This window comes from Haemophilus sp. HMSC071C11, from assembly GCF_001837655.1.
In the GTDB taxonomy this organism is placed as follows: Bacteria; Pseudomonadota; Gammaproteobacteria; order Enterobacterales; family Pasteurellaceae; genus Haemophilus; species Haemophilus influenzae.
In genome coordinates this window covers 1-16,748 of the sequence record NZ_KV833409.1, presented here as the reverse complement: position 1 = coordinate 16,748, position 16,748 = coordinate 1, and the positions used below count along the sequence as shown (strand labels likewise).

The following is a 16,748-nucleotide window of genomic DNA, read 5'->3' as shown; positions in this document are numbered from 1 at the left end:
AGGAGATAAATTATGATTGATTATGAATTTCTACGTTTTATTTGGTGGGTGTTAGTTATTGTATTATTGATTGGCTTCTCTGTAACTGATGGATTTGATATGGGCGTGACTGCACTTTTACCTGTAATAGGTAAAAAAGAAGTGGAACGCCGTATTATGATCAACACTATTGCTCCCCATTGGGATGGTAACCAAGTTTGGTTATTAACTGCAGGTGGTGCAATATTTGCAGCTTGGCCAATTGTATATGCAGTATCTTTCTCAGGTTTTTACATTGCATTAGTATTAGTCTTGGCAGCGTTATTCTTACGTCCATTGGGTTTTGAATATCGTGCAAAAATTGATAATCCAACTTGGCGTTCTGTTTGGGACTGGGGATTATTCGCAGGTGGTTTTGTACCAGCATTAGTATTTGGCGTGGCTTTTGGTAATTTATTACAAGGCGTTCCATTCCATTTTAACGAATTAACTCAAGTGACTTATACAGGTTCATTTTTTGAGCTATTAAATCCATTCGCATTATTATGTGGTGTTATTAGCTTATCAATGCTTGTCACTCACGGCGCAAACTGGTTACAAATGAAAACCACTGAAGTCTTACGTGATCGTGCTCGTTCAGTAAGTCAAATTGGTTCTATTGTGACTTTAATTACATTCGTATTAGCTGGCGTATGGTTATATTCTAAAGATGGTTATGTAGTTACTAGCACTATCGATCATTTCGCTCCATCGTCTCCAATGAATAAAGAAGTTGCTGTAGAAACTGGCGCGTGGTTTAGAAATTTCAATGAAATGCCAATTCTTTGGATTTTCCCTGCTTTAGCTGTAGTTGCTGCATTATTAAATGCTGCATTTTCTAAAGCGAATCGTTGTGGTTTTGCATTTTTCTTCTCTGCATTAACAATGGCTGGTGTGATTATTACTGCAGCAGTATCAATGTTCCCATTTGTGATGCCTTCAAGTTCACATCCTGAACAAAGTTTATTAATGTGGGATTCGACTTCAAGTGAATTAACATTAACATTAATGCTGATTTTTGCAGTTGTTTTTGTGGTCATTGCTTTAGCTTATACTATTTGGTCTTACTCAAAAATGTTTGGTCGTTTAGATGCTAATTTCATTGATAAAAATAAACACTCATTATACTAAGGAGAAATAGAATGTTATATGCGATTTGGGTAGTGGGTGTATTGTTTGCAATTTGGGCTAGTGCAAAATGCACCATCAATAAAGAAAAAAAAGGTAAATTTGAAGAATAAATGATTTAAGAATTTTACCGACTAAATAAAAGGGTTCATAATGAACCCTTTTTAACTTTTCTCATTTATCTTTTTCTCAACAACAATGGAAAATAATTTTACGAATTTCTATGCTAGAATATTTACCAAAATTTCCATTTTTTTAACCGCACTTTATGACATTACAACTCAATACCATTGCTCTATTACTAGTGATACTTCTTATTCTTGGCGTATTAAGCAACAACAGCGCAATTACCATTTCTGCTGCCGTATTACTTATCATGCAGCAAACTTTTTTATCTTCTCATATTCCTTTGCTCGAAAAATATGGCGTTAAAATTGGTATCATTATTTTAACCATTGGGGTTTTAAGCCCCTTAGTTTCAGGAAAAATTCAGTTGCCTGATTTATCAGGTTTTCTTAGTTGGAAAATGGCTCTTTCTATTGCAGTTGGAGTGCTTGTGGCATGGCTTGCAGGTAAAGGTGTGCCTTTAATGGGCGAACAACCGATTTTAGTCACTGGCTTGCTTATCGGCACAATTATTGGTGTAGCATTTTTAGGTGGAATTCCCGTTGGCCCACTTATTGCTGCAGGTATATTAGCTTTACTTTTAGGGAAAATTTAAATGAAAAACAAATACCTTACTATTGCCACTTTAAGCGGATTCTTCTGTGTCGCACTAGGCGCATTTGCAGCTCATGGCCTAAGCCATATATTAGAAGCCAAAGCATTATCATGGATTGATACGGGGTTAGAATATCAAATGTTCCATACCATTGCAGTACTTGCCGTTGCATTATCTGCTTTACGTGACAATAAATTCGCCCGATTATCTATGTCTTCTTGGTTAATTGGAATCTTATTATTTAGTGGAAGTTTATACGCACTTGCTTTCGAAGCAAGCAATGTAATTGTATGGATTACGCCTATTGGCGGCACTTTATTTTTAATCGGATGGATTAGCTTAGCTTACGGAAGTTTCAAAAGTAAATCGCTATGAAAAACAGCTCGGTAAAACACACATTAACTCCCTTACAACAATCTCTTTTTTCTCAATTAAATGACATCATGCGGGTGGATCAACGTCGCTTATCCGCCCGCATTCATGGTATTGGAAAAATTAAAAGCCAAGAGGCTCAACAAGCCGTTGCCGCTGAAATCCAACAGCAAATTGAACAAGCTAGATTACGTGTAGAACAACGGAAAAGTGCGGTACAAAATCCGATTGTTTTTCCAGAGAGTTTGCCCGTTAGCCAACGCAAAGTCGAAATTCAAAAACTGATTTCTGAACATCAGGTCATCGTGGTGGCAGGGGAAACTGGTTCAGGTAAAACCACCCAATTGCCGAAAATGTGTTTGGAATTAGGTTTCGGCAATTTAGGCATGATTGGTCATACTCAACCACGCCGTATTGCTGCTCGTTCGGTGGCGGCGCGTATTGCGGAAGAACTGGAAACGGAGCTTGGCGGTTTAGTTGGTTATAAGGTTCGTTTTAACGATCAAATCAGCGATAACACCCAAATCAAATTGATGACTGACGGGATTCTGCTAGCAGAAATTCAAAACGATCGTTTTCTCAATCAATATTCTTGTTTGATTATCGATGAAGCCCACGAACGTAGCCTAAATAACGATTTTATTCTCGGTTATCTGAAACAGTTGTTGCCACGTCGTCGTGATTTAAAACTTATTATCACTTCTGCAACCATTGATGTGGAACGCTTTTCTAAACATTTTAATAATGCACCGATCATTGAAGTCTCAGGCAGAACCTATCCTGTTGAAGTGCGTTATCGTCCCGTAGTGGAGGAAGACGATCAAGATCAGCTACAAGGTATTCTTAATGCGGTGGATGAATTGCAAGCAGAAAGTCGAGGCGATATCTTGATCTTTATGAATGGAGAGCGTGAAATTCGTGATACTGCCGAAGCCTTGCAAAAGCAAAATCTAAAACACACGGAAATTCTACCGCTCTTTGCACGCTTGTCTGCGCAAGAACAAAATAAAATTTTCCATCCAAGTGGCTTAAATCGCATTGTATTAGCGACCAACGTCGCAGAAACCTCATTGACCGTGCCGGGCATTAAATATGTGATTGACCCAGGTACTGCGCGCATTTCCCGTTATAGCTATCGCACCAAAGTACAACGTTTACCGATTGAACCTATTTCACAGGCATCTGCAAATCAGCGTAAAGGTCGATGTGGTCGTGTAAGTGAAGGGATTTGTATTCGTTTATATTCGGAAGAGGATTTTAATTCTCGTCCAGAGTTTACCGATCCTGAAATTCTACGCACCAATTTAGCCTCCGTTATTTTGCAAATGACGGCATTGGGTTTGGATGATATTGAAGCGTTCCCATTTGTTGATGCGCCAGATAAACGCCATATTCAAGATGGGATAAAACTGTTGGAAGAATTGGGCGCGTTTGAAATGGTTCGCACCAAAGCGGGTGAAAAACGCCTATTAACTAGAGTTGGTCGCCAACTCGCTCAACTTCCAGTCGATCCGCGCCTTGCCAAAATGATCCTAAGTGCGGTCAATTTTGGCTGCGTTTATGAAATGATGATCATCGTCTCTGCGTTATCCATTCAAGATCCGCGCGAACGACCACAAGAAAAACAGCAAGCTTCTGATGAAAAACATCGTCGTTTTGCCGATAAAAAATCAGATTTCTTGGCTTTCCTCAATCTTTGGTATTATCTACAAGAACAACAAAAAGCATTGAGTAAAAACCAATTCCGTCGTCAGTGCCAAAAGGATTTCTTAAATTATTTACGCATTCGTGAATGGCAGGATATTTATCATCAAATTCGTTTAACCGTGCGTGAAATGGGCTTACCGATTAATTCCGAAAAAGCAGAATATCAGCAAATTCATACCGCACTTTTAAGCGGTTTGCTTTCTCATATCGGTTTAAAAGAAGCGGAGAAACAACAATATCTTGGCGCACGTAATGCCCATTTTGCAATTTTCCCCAATTCTGTGCTTTTCAAAAAACAACCGAAATGGGTGATGGCGGCAGAGTTAGTGGAAACCTCCAAACTTTGGGGGCGCATGGTGGCAGAAATCGAGCCAGAATGGATTGAGCCACTTGCCGAGCATCTCATTAAAAAATCCTATTCAGAACCGCGTTGGTCGAAATCCCGTGGCGCTGTGATTGCAGATGAGAAAGTCACGCTTTACGGTGTGCCGATTGTGGCTGCGAGACCAGTGAATTACGGAGCTATTGATCCAACGGTAAGCCGTGAGATTTTTATTCAATCTGCCTTGGTGGAAGGGGGTTGGAATACCAAGCATAAATTCTTCAAAGAAAATCAAAGGCTCGTTCAAGAAGTAGAAGAATTGGAACACAAAAGCCGCCGCCGCGATATTTTGGTGGATGATCGCACATTGTTTGAATTTTACGATCAGCGTATTGGCACAGAAGTTGTCTCTCAAAAACATTTTGATACCTGGTGGAAAAAGGCACAGCAAAAAGATCCTGAATTGCTTAATTTTGAACGTTCATTTTTGATCAATGATGATGCGGAACAAGTGAGCAAGCTGGATTTCCCGAATTTCTGGCATCAAGGTAATTTAAAACTCAAATTGACTTATCAATTTGAACCAGGTACCGATGCGGACGGCGTGACAGTACATATTCCATTGCCATTGCTCAACCAAGTGGAAATGACAGGCTTTGACTGGCAGATTCCAGGCTTGCGTGAAGAATTGGTGATTGCGCTGATTAAATCTCTGCCGAAATCTTATCGCCGTAACTTCGTGCCTGCACCTAATTATGCTCAAGCTTTTTTAAGTCGTGCGGTGCCGTTGGAAAAGCCATTATTAGATACGCTGATTTATGAATTGCGTCGTATGACTGGCGTCACCGTAGAAGCGGAACATTGGAATTGGGAACAAATTCCAAGCCATCTGAAAATGACGTTCCGTGTGGTGGATGAAAACGGTAAGAAAATCGCAGAATCCATGAATTTGGATGAGCTGAAATTCAACTTAAAAGATCGTGTGCAGGAAAGTATTTCTGCTGTGGCAGATGATGGCATTGAGCAAAGCAGGCTGCATATTTGGAGCTTTGCAGATTTACCACAATGTTATGAACAAAAACAACGTGGTTTCAGCGTCAAAGCGTTCCCAGCTATTGTAGATGAAAAAGATGCGGTGGGTATCAAACTGTTTGAAACAGAGTTTGAGCAATCGGTGGCGATGCAACAAGGTTTACGTCGTTTGTTATTGCTCAATGTGCCATCACCAATTAAATATCTTCATGAAAAATTGCCGAATAAGGCTAAATTGGGTCTGTATTTTACTCCGTTCGGTCGCGTATTGGATTTGATCGATGACTGTATTGCTTGTGCCGTAGATAAGCTAATTGCCGATTTTGGCGGTTTTGTGTGGGATGAAGCAGGCTTTGAAAAATTGCGTGATTTCGTTCGAGAAAATCTTAACGAAGTGACCGTGGATATTGCGCAGAAAGTGGAGCAGATTCTTACTCTCACTTACCAACTTAACCAACGCCTTAAAGGCAAAATGGATTTCACGATGGCATTTGCATTATCCGACATCAAATCGCAACTTGCAAGTTTGGTGTATCAAGGTTTTGTGCAAAAGAGCGGTTATGATCGCCTACCAGATTTACAACGTTATCTGCAAGCCATTGATAAACGTATTGATAAGTTGGCTCAAGATGTAAACCGTGATCGTGCCGCGATGCTACGCGTGGAACAAGTGCAACAGGCTTACCAACAATTGCTCGCTAAACTGCCAAAATCTAAACCGATTTCGGATGAGGTGGCGGAGATTCGATATATGATCGAGGAATTGCGTGTGAGTTTGTTTGCCCAGCAGTTGGGGACGAAATATCAAATATCAGATAAAAGAATAGCAAATATTATTAGTCAATACTAATGATAATAATACTCAAAATTAAGGCGGTTTTATACCGCCTTAATTTATTTAAAACAACAATATACCTCTTTTTGAGTATTTTAAAAGATAAGCTTGATCAAGCTCAAACTTTAGCATTCTGCGAGTAGAAAAACTTTTTTCTTTTGGTATCTTACGCTTGAATGAAAATATATCTACGTTTTGTATGGATATTAATAATAATTCTCAACTTTCTACTTAACCTTTTTATTACAACAAATGGAGTAATTATCGTGAACGCATTCAAAAAAAGCCTTATTGTGGCAGCGTCTTTCGCGAGTTTAAGCTTATTTAACTCAGCTACTGCTGAGCTTGTATATAAGCCATTAGAACAACCTGTTGAACCCGCAAAACCTGATTTGAAAATTGAATCTGTAAATGAAAAATTTGCAGAAAAATATCCAAATCAATATAACAGCTGGCGTTCTACAGCAAACGGCGATGGCGAAAACATTATTTATGCTGATGAAGAAAATCCGCGCCTAATCGTACTTTGGGGTGGTTATGCATTTGCAAAAGAATATAACGCACCACGCGGTCACTTTTATGCGGTAACAGATGTGCGTAATATTTTACGTACAGGTGCGCCAAAAACTGCAAATGATGGCCCTCAAGCTATGGCATGTTGGACATGTAAAGGTCCTGATGTTCCACGTTTAATCGCGGAATGGGGTGAGAAAGATTATTTCAATGCGAAATGGGCAAAGGGAGGGCCTGAAATCGTGAACTCAATTGGCTGTGCTGACTGTCACGACACAACCTCTAAAGATTTTGCAGAAGGCAAACCTGCATTACGTATTGCTCGTCCACACGTATTACGCGCCCTTGATGCTTTAGAAAAAGCCACTGCTGAAAAAGATAAAGCAGAAGGTCGCCCACACAACAATTTAAGCTTCAACACGGCAGCGCGTACTGAAAAACGTGCAGAAATTTGCGCAAACTGCCACGTTGAATACTATTTTGCAGGGGACATCAAGCAAGTAACTTTCCCTTGGGATAATGGTCAAACCGTAGATGATATTGAAAAATATTATGATGATATTGGTTTCACTGACTGGACTCACTCACTTTCTAAAGCACCAATGTTAAAAGCACAACACCCTGACTTTGAAATTTGGTCTTTAGGTATGCACGGTAAAAATGGGGTAACTTGTGTAGATTGCCATATGCCAAAAGTACAAGGCGCAGACGGTAAAGTTTATACTGACCACCAAATCCAAAATCCATTCGATGCATTTGACCACACTTGTGCAAATTGTCACGATCAAAGCAAAGAAAAATTACGCGATATTGTTACTTCACGTAAAAAAGAAGTGAAAGATGTAATGGGTCGTTTAGAAGACCAAGTTGTTAAAGCTCACTTTGAAGCAAAAGCGGCTTGGGACGCAGGTGCAACTAAAGAAGAAATGGAAGCAGCATTAATGGATATTCGTCATGCTCAATGGCGTTGGGATTACACTGCTGCAAGCCATGGTGGTCATATGCATGCGCCTGAAGTAGTACTTCGTGTATTAGCTTCTGGCTTAGATAAAGTAGCAGACGCGCGCACTAAACTTGCTGTAATCTTAACTAAACACGGTGTGAAAACTCCAGTTCAAATCCCAGATATTTCAACAGCTGATAAAGCGTGGAAAGTAATGGGTATTGATATTGAAAAAGAACGTAAAGCGAAAGAAGAATTCTTAAAAACTGTGGTACCGCAATGGGAGCAACAAGCTAGAGAAAAAGGCTTATTAGTTGATCCACCAACACAAAAATAAATGAAAAATCTACCGCACTTTTAACTGCAACTAGAAAGTGCGGTAATTTTCAAGGTCAAATTTGAGGTAACCCAAATGAATTTAACTTCTTTAATCAACAAATCTGCAAAAGCGTTAGCGTTAAGTGTGGCATTTGTCGCATTGCCGTTTTTGGCTTATGCCGATGATGCACAAAAACCTGCGGATCATTTTACTTATGAACCGCAATTAGATAACCAACGCGATCCAAATCAATATTGTGCTAAATGCCATAAATTCGACAAGGTAGATAAGAACCAAACGCTAGAACAGTCTGGTGGCGAACTCCACTTTGGTAAATTTCACGGCGCACATTTAGATAAGAAAAATCCAAATAACGGTAAAGCAATTACTTGTGTAAGCTGTCACGGTAACATTTCTGAAAATCACCGTCGTGGTGCTAAAGATGTTATGCGTTTTGAAGGGGATATTTTCGGTAATAAAAAACCGATGTATTCAGTTCAAGAACAAAACCAAGTTTGCTTTGCTTGTCACCAACCTGACAAACTTCGTGAAAAACTATGGGCGCATGATGTTCACGCAATGAAATTGCCTTGTGCAAGTTGCCATACTCTTCATCCTAAAGAAGACGCAATGAAAGGTATTCAACCAAAACAACGCGTTAAACTTTGCGTAGATTGCCATGGTAAACAACAAAAACGTAAAGCTGAACAAGATAAACTAACCAAACAAAAGGATAAACAATGACAGTCTGCTCACGCCGAAACTTTGTTTCTGGCATGGGGGCAGTGATCCTTATGACGGGAACATCTTTACCTTCTTTTGCAAAAGAAGACAAGGCGGATAAACCTAAACGTTACGCAATGATACATGATGAAAATGCGTGTATCGGTTGTACAGCCTGTATGGACTCATGTCGTGATGTAAACCAAGTGCCAGAAGGCGTTTCTCGCTTAGAGATTCTACGTAGTGAACCTTATGGGGAATTTCCAAATCAAGAATACGAGTTCTTTCGTCAATCTTGCCAACATTGTACAAATGCACCTTGTGTAGCAGTTTGTCCAACTGGTGCATCTTTTATTGATAAAGAGACTGGCATTGTAGATGTACATAAAGATTTATGCGTAGGCTGCCAATACTGTATAGCAGTTTGCCCATATCGTGTACGTTTTATTCATCCAGTACATCGTACCGCAGATAAATGTAACTTCTGCCGCGATACAAATTTAGCCAATGGTAAACAACCTGCTTGCGTAGAGGCTTGCCCAACCAAAGCATTAACCTTTGGGGATATGAATGATCCAACAAGTGCAGTTTCACGTAAAGTGAAAGAAAAATCAGTTTATCGCACTAAAGTGGAATTAGGTACACAACCAAACTTATATCACATTCCATTCCAACATGGGGAGCCTAGAAGATGACGTTAGATTATCCAGTTCCATTTCATACGCCTAATCTAGTGTGGGATTATACCATTGCGATCTACTTGTTTTTATTGGGGATCTCATCTGGTGCAGTACAGTTAGCAATTGCCTATAAACGCAGTAATAAACTAGAAAATCTAAGCCAAAACTGGATTATTCGATCTGGGGTAATTTTAGGATCTGTGCCAACATTAATTGGTTTAACGCTATTAATTTTCCACTTGACTCGACCTTGGACATTCTGGAAATTGATGTTTAACTATCAATTCAACTCCGTAATGTCGATGGGGGTCATGCTATTCCAAATCTATATGTTATTTTTAGTAATTTGGGGTGTAGTGATTTTTAAAAAAGAAATCGAAGCATTAATTAATCGCTTTATACCAAAACTGCAATTTGTGATGAAACTCATCGGTATTGCAGAACGTATTGCAAGTCCAGTCGAAGTTATTCTTTTCATATTGGCTGCAGTGCTTGGTGCATACACAGGGTTCTTACTTTCTGCATTGATTAGCTATCCAATGTTGAATAACCCAGTATTACCCGCATTATTCTTAGCCTCTGGCACATCATCTGGTATTGCTGCAACCTTCTTAATTATCTTAATTGCAGGAAAACTAAAAGGTGATTCTCACGAATCGCACTTTATCCACAAATTTGAAGTGCCAATTATGGTGACAGAACTTGGTTTGCTTGTGTGTTTCTTCGTTGGCTTACATTTTGGTGGCGGACAAAAAACAGTTGCCTTACATAATGCCTTATCTGGTTTTTGGGGAGCGATATTCTGGGTTGGAGTATTGATTATCGGTATCTTGATCCCATTAATCGCCAATATGTTTGTTAATGACCGTTTAAAATACAATCGTAACTTTATTATCTTGGTGTCAATTTTTGACTTAATTGGGGTATTCTGTTTACGTTTCTTTGTTTTATATGCGGGACAACTCACTGTAGCCTAAACTGACTTTTTATAAAAAATTAATCTGCATTCTAAAAGTTTGATTAACTTTCTCACTTATTAGCGTGCAGATTTTTATATCTAAATAATCCAACTATGAAGACTAAACAGAATTTACGAAAACTTTCATTCCTGCCGTAATGCTTTATTTAAATTAAAAAGACTAAACTCAATGAATTAAAAGTTTAGTCCTTAATTTAATTATGTATTTTCTTTAATATTATTCTTTTCAACATTCACTAACAAATAGTGGTGCCTTCTTCAGTACCAGTCACTACTTGACGTAATGCCCCAGGTTTACCCATATTGAACACTCTAATCGGCATGCCATGATCGCGAGCTAAAGTAAACGCCGATAAGTCCATCACTTTTAATTCTTTATCGATCACTTCTGCATAAGTTAAATTTTTATAAAGTTTTGCATCAGGATTTTTCGCTGGATCACAATCATACACACCATCAACTTTAGTCGCTTTCAACACAACATCAGCTTCAATTTCAATACCACGCAAACAAGCGGTAGAATCAGTGGTAAAGAATGGATTTCCCGTTCCCGCAGAGAAAATGACTATGCGTTTTTCGCGTAACATTTTGATTGCTTCAGACCAGTTATAAGTATCGCAAATACCATTTAATTGGAAAGCGGACATTAATTTTGCGTTCACATCAGCACGGAATAAAGAATCACGCATTGCCAAACCATTCATCACCGTAGCAAGCATTCCCATATGATCGCCCACCACGCGATTCATCCCCGCTTTTGCTAGTTTTGCACCACGGAATAAGTTGCCGCCACCAAGAACGACGCCAACTTCCACACCCATCTCCACTAATTCTTTAATTTCAACAGCCATACGATCGAGAATCGCAGGATCGATACCAAAACCATCTTCTCCTTGTAATGCTTCACCGCTTAATTTCAATAAAATACGTTTATAAATTGGTTGGCTCATTGTTTTTTCCTTCTGGCTTAAAAAAATTGGCTTATTCTATAAAATAACCGCTCAAGAGTGAAGAAGTTAAATATGGAAATTCTGAGTGAAAGGTGGATAATAGCGATATTTTCTTTTCAGGGAAGACAATGATGAACACGAAAAAAACAAGCCAAATTTTGCCCGCACTTTTTGCGGTGATTTGTGCCGCATTCGCGGGTTATTTTATTTTAATCGGTTCTGGGATGTTTACAGAACCAACTGTAGATCTTATTCTGCTTGCGACAATAACTATTCTCTTATTAAGCAGCAGTAAAAAATCCTTCTATTTTATTTTGCTACCTCTTACGTTACTGCATGCTTTTTATACACCTACGGGGCTAAATTTTGGCCCTCCAAGCTATCAATATATCGCCTCGCTTTTCGCAACAGATATATTGGAAACGAAGGAATTTCTATTGCAAATTCCAGTGAGTAGTTACTTAATTGCTTTCGCCATTCCTATTTTGATTTTTCTTCAGTACAAAAGTGCGGTGAAATTTGGCATAAAATTTTATCGTAATAAAACATTTATTGCCTTGGCGACATTGCTTTTTGCTTACAACATGCCGCTTGCTGAACCGATTAAAGAAACGGTAAGTTCCACATTAAAAATTGTAGATGAAGTACAAAAACTAAAACAAATCTCTCAATCTGATAACTGGGGAAAATCAACATTAGAAAATTCACGCTATGATGATTATGTAATTGTACTCGGAGAAAGTGCGCGGAAAGATTACCACCATGCCTACGGTTATCCAATAGAAAACACCCCCTTTATGTCTAACGCTAAAGGCACGTTGATTGATGGTTTTCGTTCAGCAGGAACAAATACCGTCGCCTCACTTCGTCTAATGCTAACCCTTCCTAACAAAGAAAAATGGGAACCAAATTACAGCTTGAGTTTAGTGGATCTAATCAAATCTGCAGGCGTGAAAACTTATTGGCTTTCTAATCAAGGTATGCTCGGTAAATTCGATACGCCCGTTTCATCCCTCGCTTCAAAATCTGATGAAACCTTTTTCTTGAAAAAAGGCGGAAGCTTTAATTCGACTAACTTTAGTGACTTTGATTTATTACCCAAATTCGCCCAAGTATTAGAAAATTCTGTTCAAGGAAAACGTTTTATTGTGTTGCATATTTATGGTTCACACCCAATGGCTTGCGATCGTATCGAAGATTATCCAAAAATTTTTGATGATAAAGATCTTAATCCGAAATATGGTTATTTAAATTGCTATGTGTCGTCTATTAAGAAAACCGATGAATTTTTAAAACGTGTATATGATCAGCTTGAAGAAAATGCGAAGAAAAATCACCGCACTTTCTCAATGATTTATTTCTCAGATCACGGTTTGTGCCACCAACAAGATGAAAAAAACAATATACTTTTGTTCAATCAAAACTGTTTCAGCCGAGAGCACCATAATATTCCGCTATTCAAAATTTCATCAGATGATATGGAACGCAAAGAATATAAGGTGTTTAAATCAGGTTTAAATTTCTTAGAAGGGATTGCAAATTGGATAGGAATTCAAAATCCTCAATTAACGCAAACAGAAGATTTATTTTCTAACGAATCGGATAAAAATGACTTTGGATTGCAAAAACGAATTGATGAAAAATATCGTAAAGATGACGATCCAGCCATTGATATTCGTCCTAAACACGGAGCATATTGAGTACGTTTTATTTTTAGCTATAAATATCGTATAATCCGACAGATTTTATTTGTTTATTTTTTGTAAGGTATCAACGTGTCAGAACAACAACCAAGAGTGATCGAATCAAAAGAAATTATGACTTTATTGCCACATCGCTACCCATTTTTGTTAGTGGATCGCGTATTGGATTTTAAAGAAGGCGAATGGTTAAAAGCGATTAAAAATATCAGCGTGAATGAGCCTTGTTTCACAGGTCACTTCCCAGGCGAACCCATTTTACCGGGCGTTTTAATTTTAGAAGCTTTGGCACAAGCAATGGGCATTTTAGCCTTTAAAACTCTCGAATTAAAAGGCGGCGAACTATTCTACTTTGCAGGTATTGATGAAGCGCGCTTTAAACGCCCGGTGTTACCTGGAGATCAAATGGAATTAAACGTTCAAGTGATTAAAGAACGCCGTGGTATCACTTCATTTACTGGCGTTGCTACCGTAAATGGCGAAATCGCTTGTGAAGCAAAACTAATGTGTGCTCGTCGTTAATTAAGGGGTAAATATGATCCACCCAAGTGCAAAAATTCATCCAACTGCCCTCGTTGAAGAAGGGGCGGTAATTGGCGAAGACGTTTTTATTGGGCCTTTCTGTATTATTGAGGGCAGTGTTGAAATCAAAGCTCGCACTGTATTGAAATCTCACGTTGTGGTACGTGGCGATACCGTGATTGGCGAAGATAACGAAATCTATCAATTTGCGAGCATTGGCGAAGTAAACCAAGATTTGAAATATAAAGGCGAAGCTACAAAAACCATTATTGGTAATAGCAACCGAATTCGTGAACACGTGACAATTCATCGTGGCACGATTCAAGGCTGTGGCGTAACCTCTATTGGCAATAACAATTTATTAATGGTGAATGTTCACGTTGCACACGATTGCCAAATTAAAAATAACTGTATTCTGGCAAACAATGCAACGCTTGCAGGTCACGTAGAATTAGATGATTTCGTGATTGTTGGCGGTATGTCAGCGATTCATCAATTTGTGATTGTTGGTGCACACGTTATGTTAGGCGGTGGTTCTATGGTAAGCCAAGATGTACCACCTTATGTTATGGCACAAGGCAACCACGCCCGTCCATTTGGCGTAAACTTAGAGGGTTTGAAACGTCGTGGTTTTGATAAACCAACCATGCACACAATCCGTAACATTTATAAAATGCTCTATCGTGGCGGTAAAACACTTGAAGAAGTGTTACCAGAAATTGAGCAAATTGCGGAAACCGATTCAGCGATCAGTTTTTTTGTTGAATTTTTCAAACGTTCAACTCGCGGAATTATTCGTTAATAAAACTTCTTCATTTTCAACCGCACTTTGCACACCAAAGTGCGGTTATTTTTTAGGATAAATTTGATGAACAAAACAAATCCAACCATTGCTCTTGTTGCAGGAGAAGTATCTGGTGATATTCTCGGTGCTGGTTTAATTCGCCAGCTCAAAGCACATTATCCTAATGCTCGCTTTATTGGTATTGCAGGCACAAGAATGTTGGCTGAAGGCTGTAAAACGCTCGTCGATATGGAAGAGCTTTCTGTTATGGGTTTGGCTGAAATCTTGAAACATCTTCCTCGTTTGCTGAAAATTCGTAAAAATGTCATTCAAACTATGTTGCAAGAAAAACCTGATGTTTACATCGGCATTGATGCGCCTGATTTTAATTTGGATGTAGAACTCAAGCTCAAAGCTAACGGAATTAAAACCATTCATTACGTGAGCCCCTCTGTATGGGCATGGCGTCAAAATCGTATCCATAAAATTGCCAAAGCGACCCATCAAGTTCTTGCCTTTTTGCCTTTTGAGAAAGCCTTTTACGATAAATTTAATGTCCCTTGCCGTTTTATTGGACACACAATGGCAGATGCTATTCCGCTCAAACCAAACCGTGCCGAAGCATGCCAAATGCTACAGATTGATCCCGCACAACGCTATTTAGCTATCCTAGTTGGAAGCCGTGGTTCAGAGGTGGAATTTCTGGCTGAGCCTTTCTTAAAAACAGCTTTATTGTTAAAAGAACAATTTCCTGATTTACAATTCCTTGTTCCTTTGGTGAACGAAAAACGACGAATTCAATTTGAAGCCATTAAAGCTAAAATTGCGCCAAATCTAGACCTGCATTTAATTGACGGCAATGCACGACAAGCAATGATTGCAGCTGATGCAACACTTCTTGCTTCAGGAACAGCAGCACTTGAAGCAATGCTTTGTAAATCCCCAATGGTGGTAGGCTATCGAATGAAACCACTGACCTATTTCTTAGCAAAACGTTTAGTGAAAACCGATTATATTTCTTTACCAAATTTGCTTGCGAATGAAATGCTCGTGCCTGAAATGATTCAAGAAGAATGCACGCCAGAATTGCTCGCTGAAAAATTATCTGCTTATCTTTCTGATGATGAAAGTGCGGTAAAAAATCGCCATATTTTAATTCAGCACTTCACGGATTTACACCAAAAGATTCAATGCAATGCCGATAAGCAAGCGGCTCAAGCAGTCATTGATTTATTAGAAGGAACAGAAAATGTTTGAATATCCACAAGGCTATGAATTGATCGCTGGTGTTGATGAAGTTGGGCGAGGCCCTTTAGTTGGGGCTGTTGTCACGGCTGCCGTTATTTTGGATCCGAATAATCCAATTGAAGGACTCGCTGATTCTAAAAAACTTTCTGAGAAAAAACGTTTAGCCCTTGCTGAAGAAATCAAAGAAAAAGCCCTTGCTTGGGCATTAGGTCGAGCTGAAGCTAACGAAATTGACGAGATAAATATCCTGCAAGCCTCCTTGCTGGCAATGACTCGAGCAGTAAAATCTTTAAAAATTCAACCGCACTTTGTGTTGGTTGATGGCAATAAGATCCCAAAAGATTTAGCTATTCCAGCGCAAGCCGTCGTCAAAGGCGATAACCTTGTGGCAGAAATCAGTGCAGCCTCTATTTTGGCGAAAGTGGCACGAGACCAAGAAATGGAAGAATTAGACAAGCAATATCCAGAATACGCTTTTGCCCAGCATAAAGGCTATCCGACCAAATTACATTTGGAAAAATTAGCTGAACTTGGTGCGTTACCGCAACATCGTCGTAGCTTTGCCCCAGTGAAAAAAGCACTAGAACAGTTTTAGAATGCTAATTTGGTTTAACAAAGGCTGTGTTTTAATACTGTGTTAATGCTTTCACTAAAATTTGATGCACATAAACAAAATTTTTTGACTTCTGTGAGTCAAAGAAAACAGGTTAAGAGAGTAATTAAACCTGTACGGTCGATAAATATACCTAAACACTCTGCTATTCCTTTGTAATAGCACATTAAAATAATGACTTATGAGGATTTATAACGATGAAGACAGACATTCAAACCGAATTAACCCAAGCCCTACTATCACACGAAAAAGTATGGGCGAACGAAGAAAAAACCATTTTAGCCAAAAACATTCTGTTGGATTTGGTAGAAAAAACCGACCCGACTATTATCGGGTTGTTATTGGGGAATGATGAGTTAAAACGCCATTTTTTTGTGGAAGTGAATGGTGTTTTGGTGTTTAAATTGCAGGATTTTCGTTTTTTCTTGGACAAACACAGAATCAATAATTCCTACACAAAATACGCCAATCGCATTGGCTTGACGGACGGCAACCGCTTTTTGAAAGACAGTTCGGATATTGTGTTGGATTTTCCGTTTAAAGATTGTGTGCTAAATGGCGGACAAAGCACCGAAGAAGGCGAAGAAATTTATTTTAAACGCAATAACAGCCAGCCAGCCAGCCAGCCAGCCAGCCAGC

15 protein-coding genes are annotated in these 16,748 nt (G+C 39.0%); 14 read left to right on the top strand and 1 reads right to left on the bottom strand.

Annotated elements, in window-relative coordinates; genetic code table 11:
* The first annotated feature begins 12 nt into the window (after positions 1-12).
* From cydB to nrfD, 8 genes are all read left to right on the top strand, one after another.
* Positions 13-1,149: a cytochrome d ubiquinol oxidase subunit II gene (gene cydB, locus HMPREF2644_RS03620; protein ID WP_011272373.1), complete on the top strand. Its 1,137-nt coding sequence runs from the start codon at positions 13-15 to the stop codon at positions 1,147-1,149.
* A gap of 265 nt (positions 1,150-1,414) precedes the next feature.
* Positions 1,415-1,867, top strand: a complete 453-nt coding sequence (locus HMPREF2644_RS03615; protein ID WP_005665908.1) for a DUF441 domain-containing protein — start codon at positions 1,415-1,417, stop codon at positions 1,865-1,867.
* Complete coding sequence (locus HMPREF2644_RS03610) at positions 1,868-2,242, top strand: DUF423 domain-containing protein (protein WP_005647722.1); 375 nt, start codon at positions 1,868-1,870, stop codon at positions 2,240-2,242.
* Positions 2,239-6,150, top strand: coding sequence for an ATP-dependent RNA helicase HrpA (gene hrpA / locus HMPREF2644_RS03605; protein WP_042593756.1), 3,912 nt, complete (start codon positions 2,239-2,241; stop codon positions 6,148-6,150). The genes HMPREF2644_RS03610 and hrpA overlap by 4 nt, the downstream gene beginning before the upstream one ends.
* A 251-nt stretch (positions 6,151-6,401) precedes the next feature.
* The gene (gene nrfA, locus HMPREF2644_RS03600; protein WP_038441381.1) at positions 6,402-7,928 is read left to right on the top strand and encodes an ammonia-forming nitrite reductase cytochrome c552 subunit; all 1,527 of its coding nucleotides are present in this window, start codon (positions 6,402-6,404) and stop codon (positions 7,926-7,928) included.
* A gap of 75 nt (positions 7,929-8,003) precedes the next feature.
* Entirely contained in the window at positions 8,004-8,654 is a 651-nt protein-coding gene (nrfB, locus tag HMPREF2644_RS03595) for a cytochrome c nitrite reductase pentaheme subunit (protein ID WP_038441383.1), read from the top strand.
* Positions 8,651-9,328, top strand: a complete 678-nt coding sequence (gene nrfC / locus HMPREF2644_RS03590) for a cytochrome c nitrite reductase Fe-S protein (RefSeq protein ID WP_038441385.1) — start codon at positions 8,651-8,653, stop codon at positions 9,326-9,328. The genes nrfB and nrfC overlap by 4 nt, the downstream gene beginning before the upstream one ends.
* On the top strand, positions 9,325-10,290 hold the full coding sequence (nrfD, locus tag HMPREF2644_RS03585; RefSeq protein WP_005669842.1) for a cytochrome c nitrite reductase subunit NrfD: 966 nt from the start codon (positions 9,325-9,327) through the stop codon (positions 10,288-10,290). Before nrfC ends, nrfD begins: the two co-directional genes overlap by 4 nt.
* A gap of 238 nt (positions 10,291-10,528) precedes the next feature.
* Here nrfD and pyrH read toward each other — a convergent pair whose 3' ends face one another.
* Positions 10,529-11,242, bottom strand: coding sequence for a UMP kinase (gene pyrH / locus HMPREF2644_RS03580; protein ID WP_005662848.1), 714 nt, complete (start codon positions 11,240-11,242; stop codon positions 10,529-10,531).
* Positions 11,243-11,373: 131 nt separating this feature from the next.
* Here pyrH and HMPREF2644_RS03575 point away from each other — a divergent pair, with 131 nt between their 5' ends.
* From HMPREF2644_RS03575 to HMPREF2644_RS03550, 6 genes are all read left to right on the top strand, one after another.
* Positions 11,374-12,942 carry a phosphoethanolamine transferase gene (locus tag HMPREF2644_RS03575; RefSeq protein ID WP_038441387.1) on the top strand — a complete coding sequence of 523 codons (1,569 nt, stop codon included), beginning with the start codon at positions 11,374-11,376 and terminating at the stop codon, positions 12,940-12,942.
* 117 nt (positions 12,943-13,059) lie between these two features.
* On the top strand, positions 13,060-13,464 hold the full coding sequence (gene fabZ / locus HMPREF2644_RS03570; RefSeq protein ID WP_042599657.1) for a 3-hydroxyacyl-ACP dehydratase FabZ: 405 nt from the start codon (positions 13,060-13,062) through the stop codon (positions 13,462-13,464).
* A 13-nt stretch (positions 13,465-13,477) separates the two neighbouring features.
* A complete protein-coding gene (gene lpxA / locus HMPREF2644_RS03565; RefSeq protein WP_011272366.1) occupies positions 13,478-14,266 on the top strand; it encodes an acyl-ACP--UDP-N-acetylglucosamine O-acyltransferase in 789 nt (262 codons plus the stop codon).
* A 66-nt stretch (positions 14,267-14,332) separates the two neighbouring features.
* Entirely contained in the window at positions 14,333-15,505 is a 1,173-nt protein-coding gene (lpxB, locus tag HMPREF2644_RS03560) for a lipid-A-disaccharide synthase (protein ID WP_011272365.1), read from the top strand.
* Positions 15,498-16,091: a ribonuclease HII gene (gene rnhB / locus HMPREF2644_RS03555; RefSeq protein ID WP_011272364.1), complete on the top strand. Its 594-nt coding sequence runs from the start codon at positions 15,498-15,500 to the stop codon at positions 16,089-16,091. Before lpxB ends, rnhB begins: the two co-directional genes overlap by 8 nt.
* A gap of 215 nt (positions 16,092-16,306) precedes the next feature.
* Positions 16,307-16,748 (top strand): site-specific DNA-methyltransferase (locus tag HMPREF2644_RS03550; RefSeq protein ID WP_257285946.1); only part of this gene is annotated, 442 nt, incomplete at its 3' end.

Bases quoted from the DNA above. Each gene is read 5' to 3' on its own strand.
- cydB (WP_011272373.1), top strand. From the start codon at position 13: ATGATTGATTATGAATTTCTACGTTTTATTTGGTGGGTGTTAGTTATT.
- HMPREF2644_RS03615 (WP_005665908.1), top strand. From the start codon at position 1,415: ATGACATTACAACTCAATACCATTGCTCTATTACTAGTGATACTTCTT.
- HMPREF2644_RS03610 (WP_005647722.1), top strand. From the start codon at position 1,868: ATGAAAAACAAATACCTTACTATTGCCACTTTAAGCGGATTCTTCTGT.
- hrpA (WP_042593756.1), top strand. From the start codon at position 2,239: ATGAAAAACAGCTCGGTAAAACACACATTAACTCCCTTACAACAATCT.
- nrfB (WP_038441383.1), top strand. From the start codon at position 8,004: ATGAATTTAACTTCTTTAATCAACAAATCTGCAAAAGCGTTAGCGTTA.
- nrfC (WP_038441385.1), top strand. From the start codon at position 8,651: ATGACAGTCTGCTCACGCCGAAACTTTGTTTCTGGCATGGGGGCAGTG.
- nrfD (WP_005669842.1), top strand. From the start codon at position 9,325: ATGACGTTAGATTATCCAGTTCCATTTCATACGCCTAATCTAGTGTGG.
- pyrH (WP_005662848.1), bottom strand. From the start codon at position 11,242: ATGAGCCAACCAATTTATAAACGTATTTTATTGAAATTAAGCGGTGAA.
- HMPREF2644_RS03575 (WP_038441387.1), top strand. From the start codon at position 11,374: ATGAACACGAAAAAAACAAGCCAAATTTTGCCCGCACTTTTTGCGGTG.
- fabZ (WP_042599657.1), top strand. From the start codon at position 13,060: ATGACTTTATTGCCACATCGCTACCCATTTTTGTTAGTGGATCGCGTA.
- lpxA (WP_011272366.1), top strand. From the start codon at position 13,478: ATGATCCACCCAAGTGCAAAAATTCATCCAACTGCCCTCGTTGAAGAA.
- lpxB (WP_011272365.1), top strand. From the start codon at position 14,333: ATGAACAAAACAAATCCAACCATTGCTCTTGTTGCAGGAGAAGTATCT.
- rnhB (WP_011272364.1), top strand. From the start codon at position 15,498: ATGTTTGAATATCCACAAGGCTATGAATTGATCGCTGGTGTTGATGAA.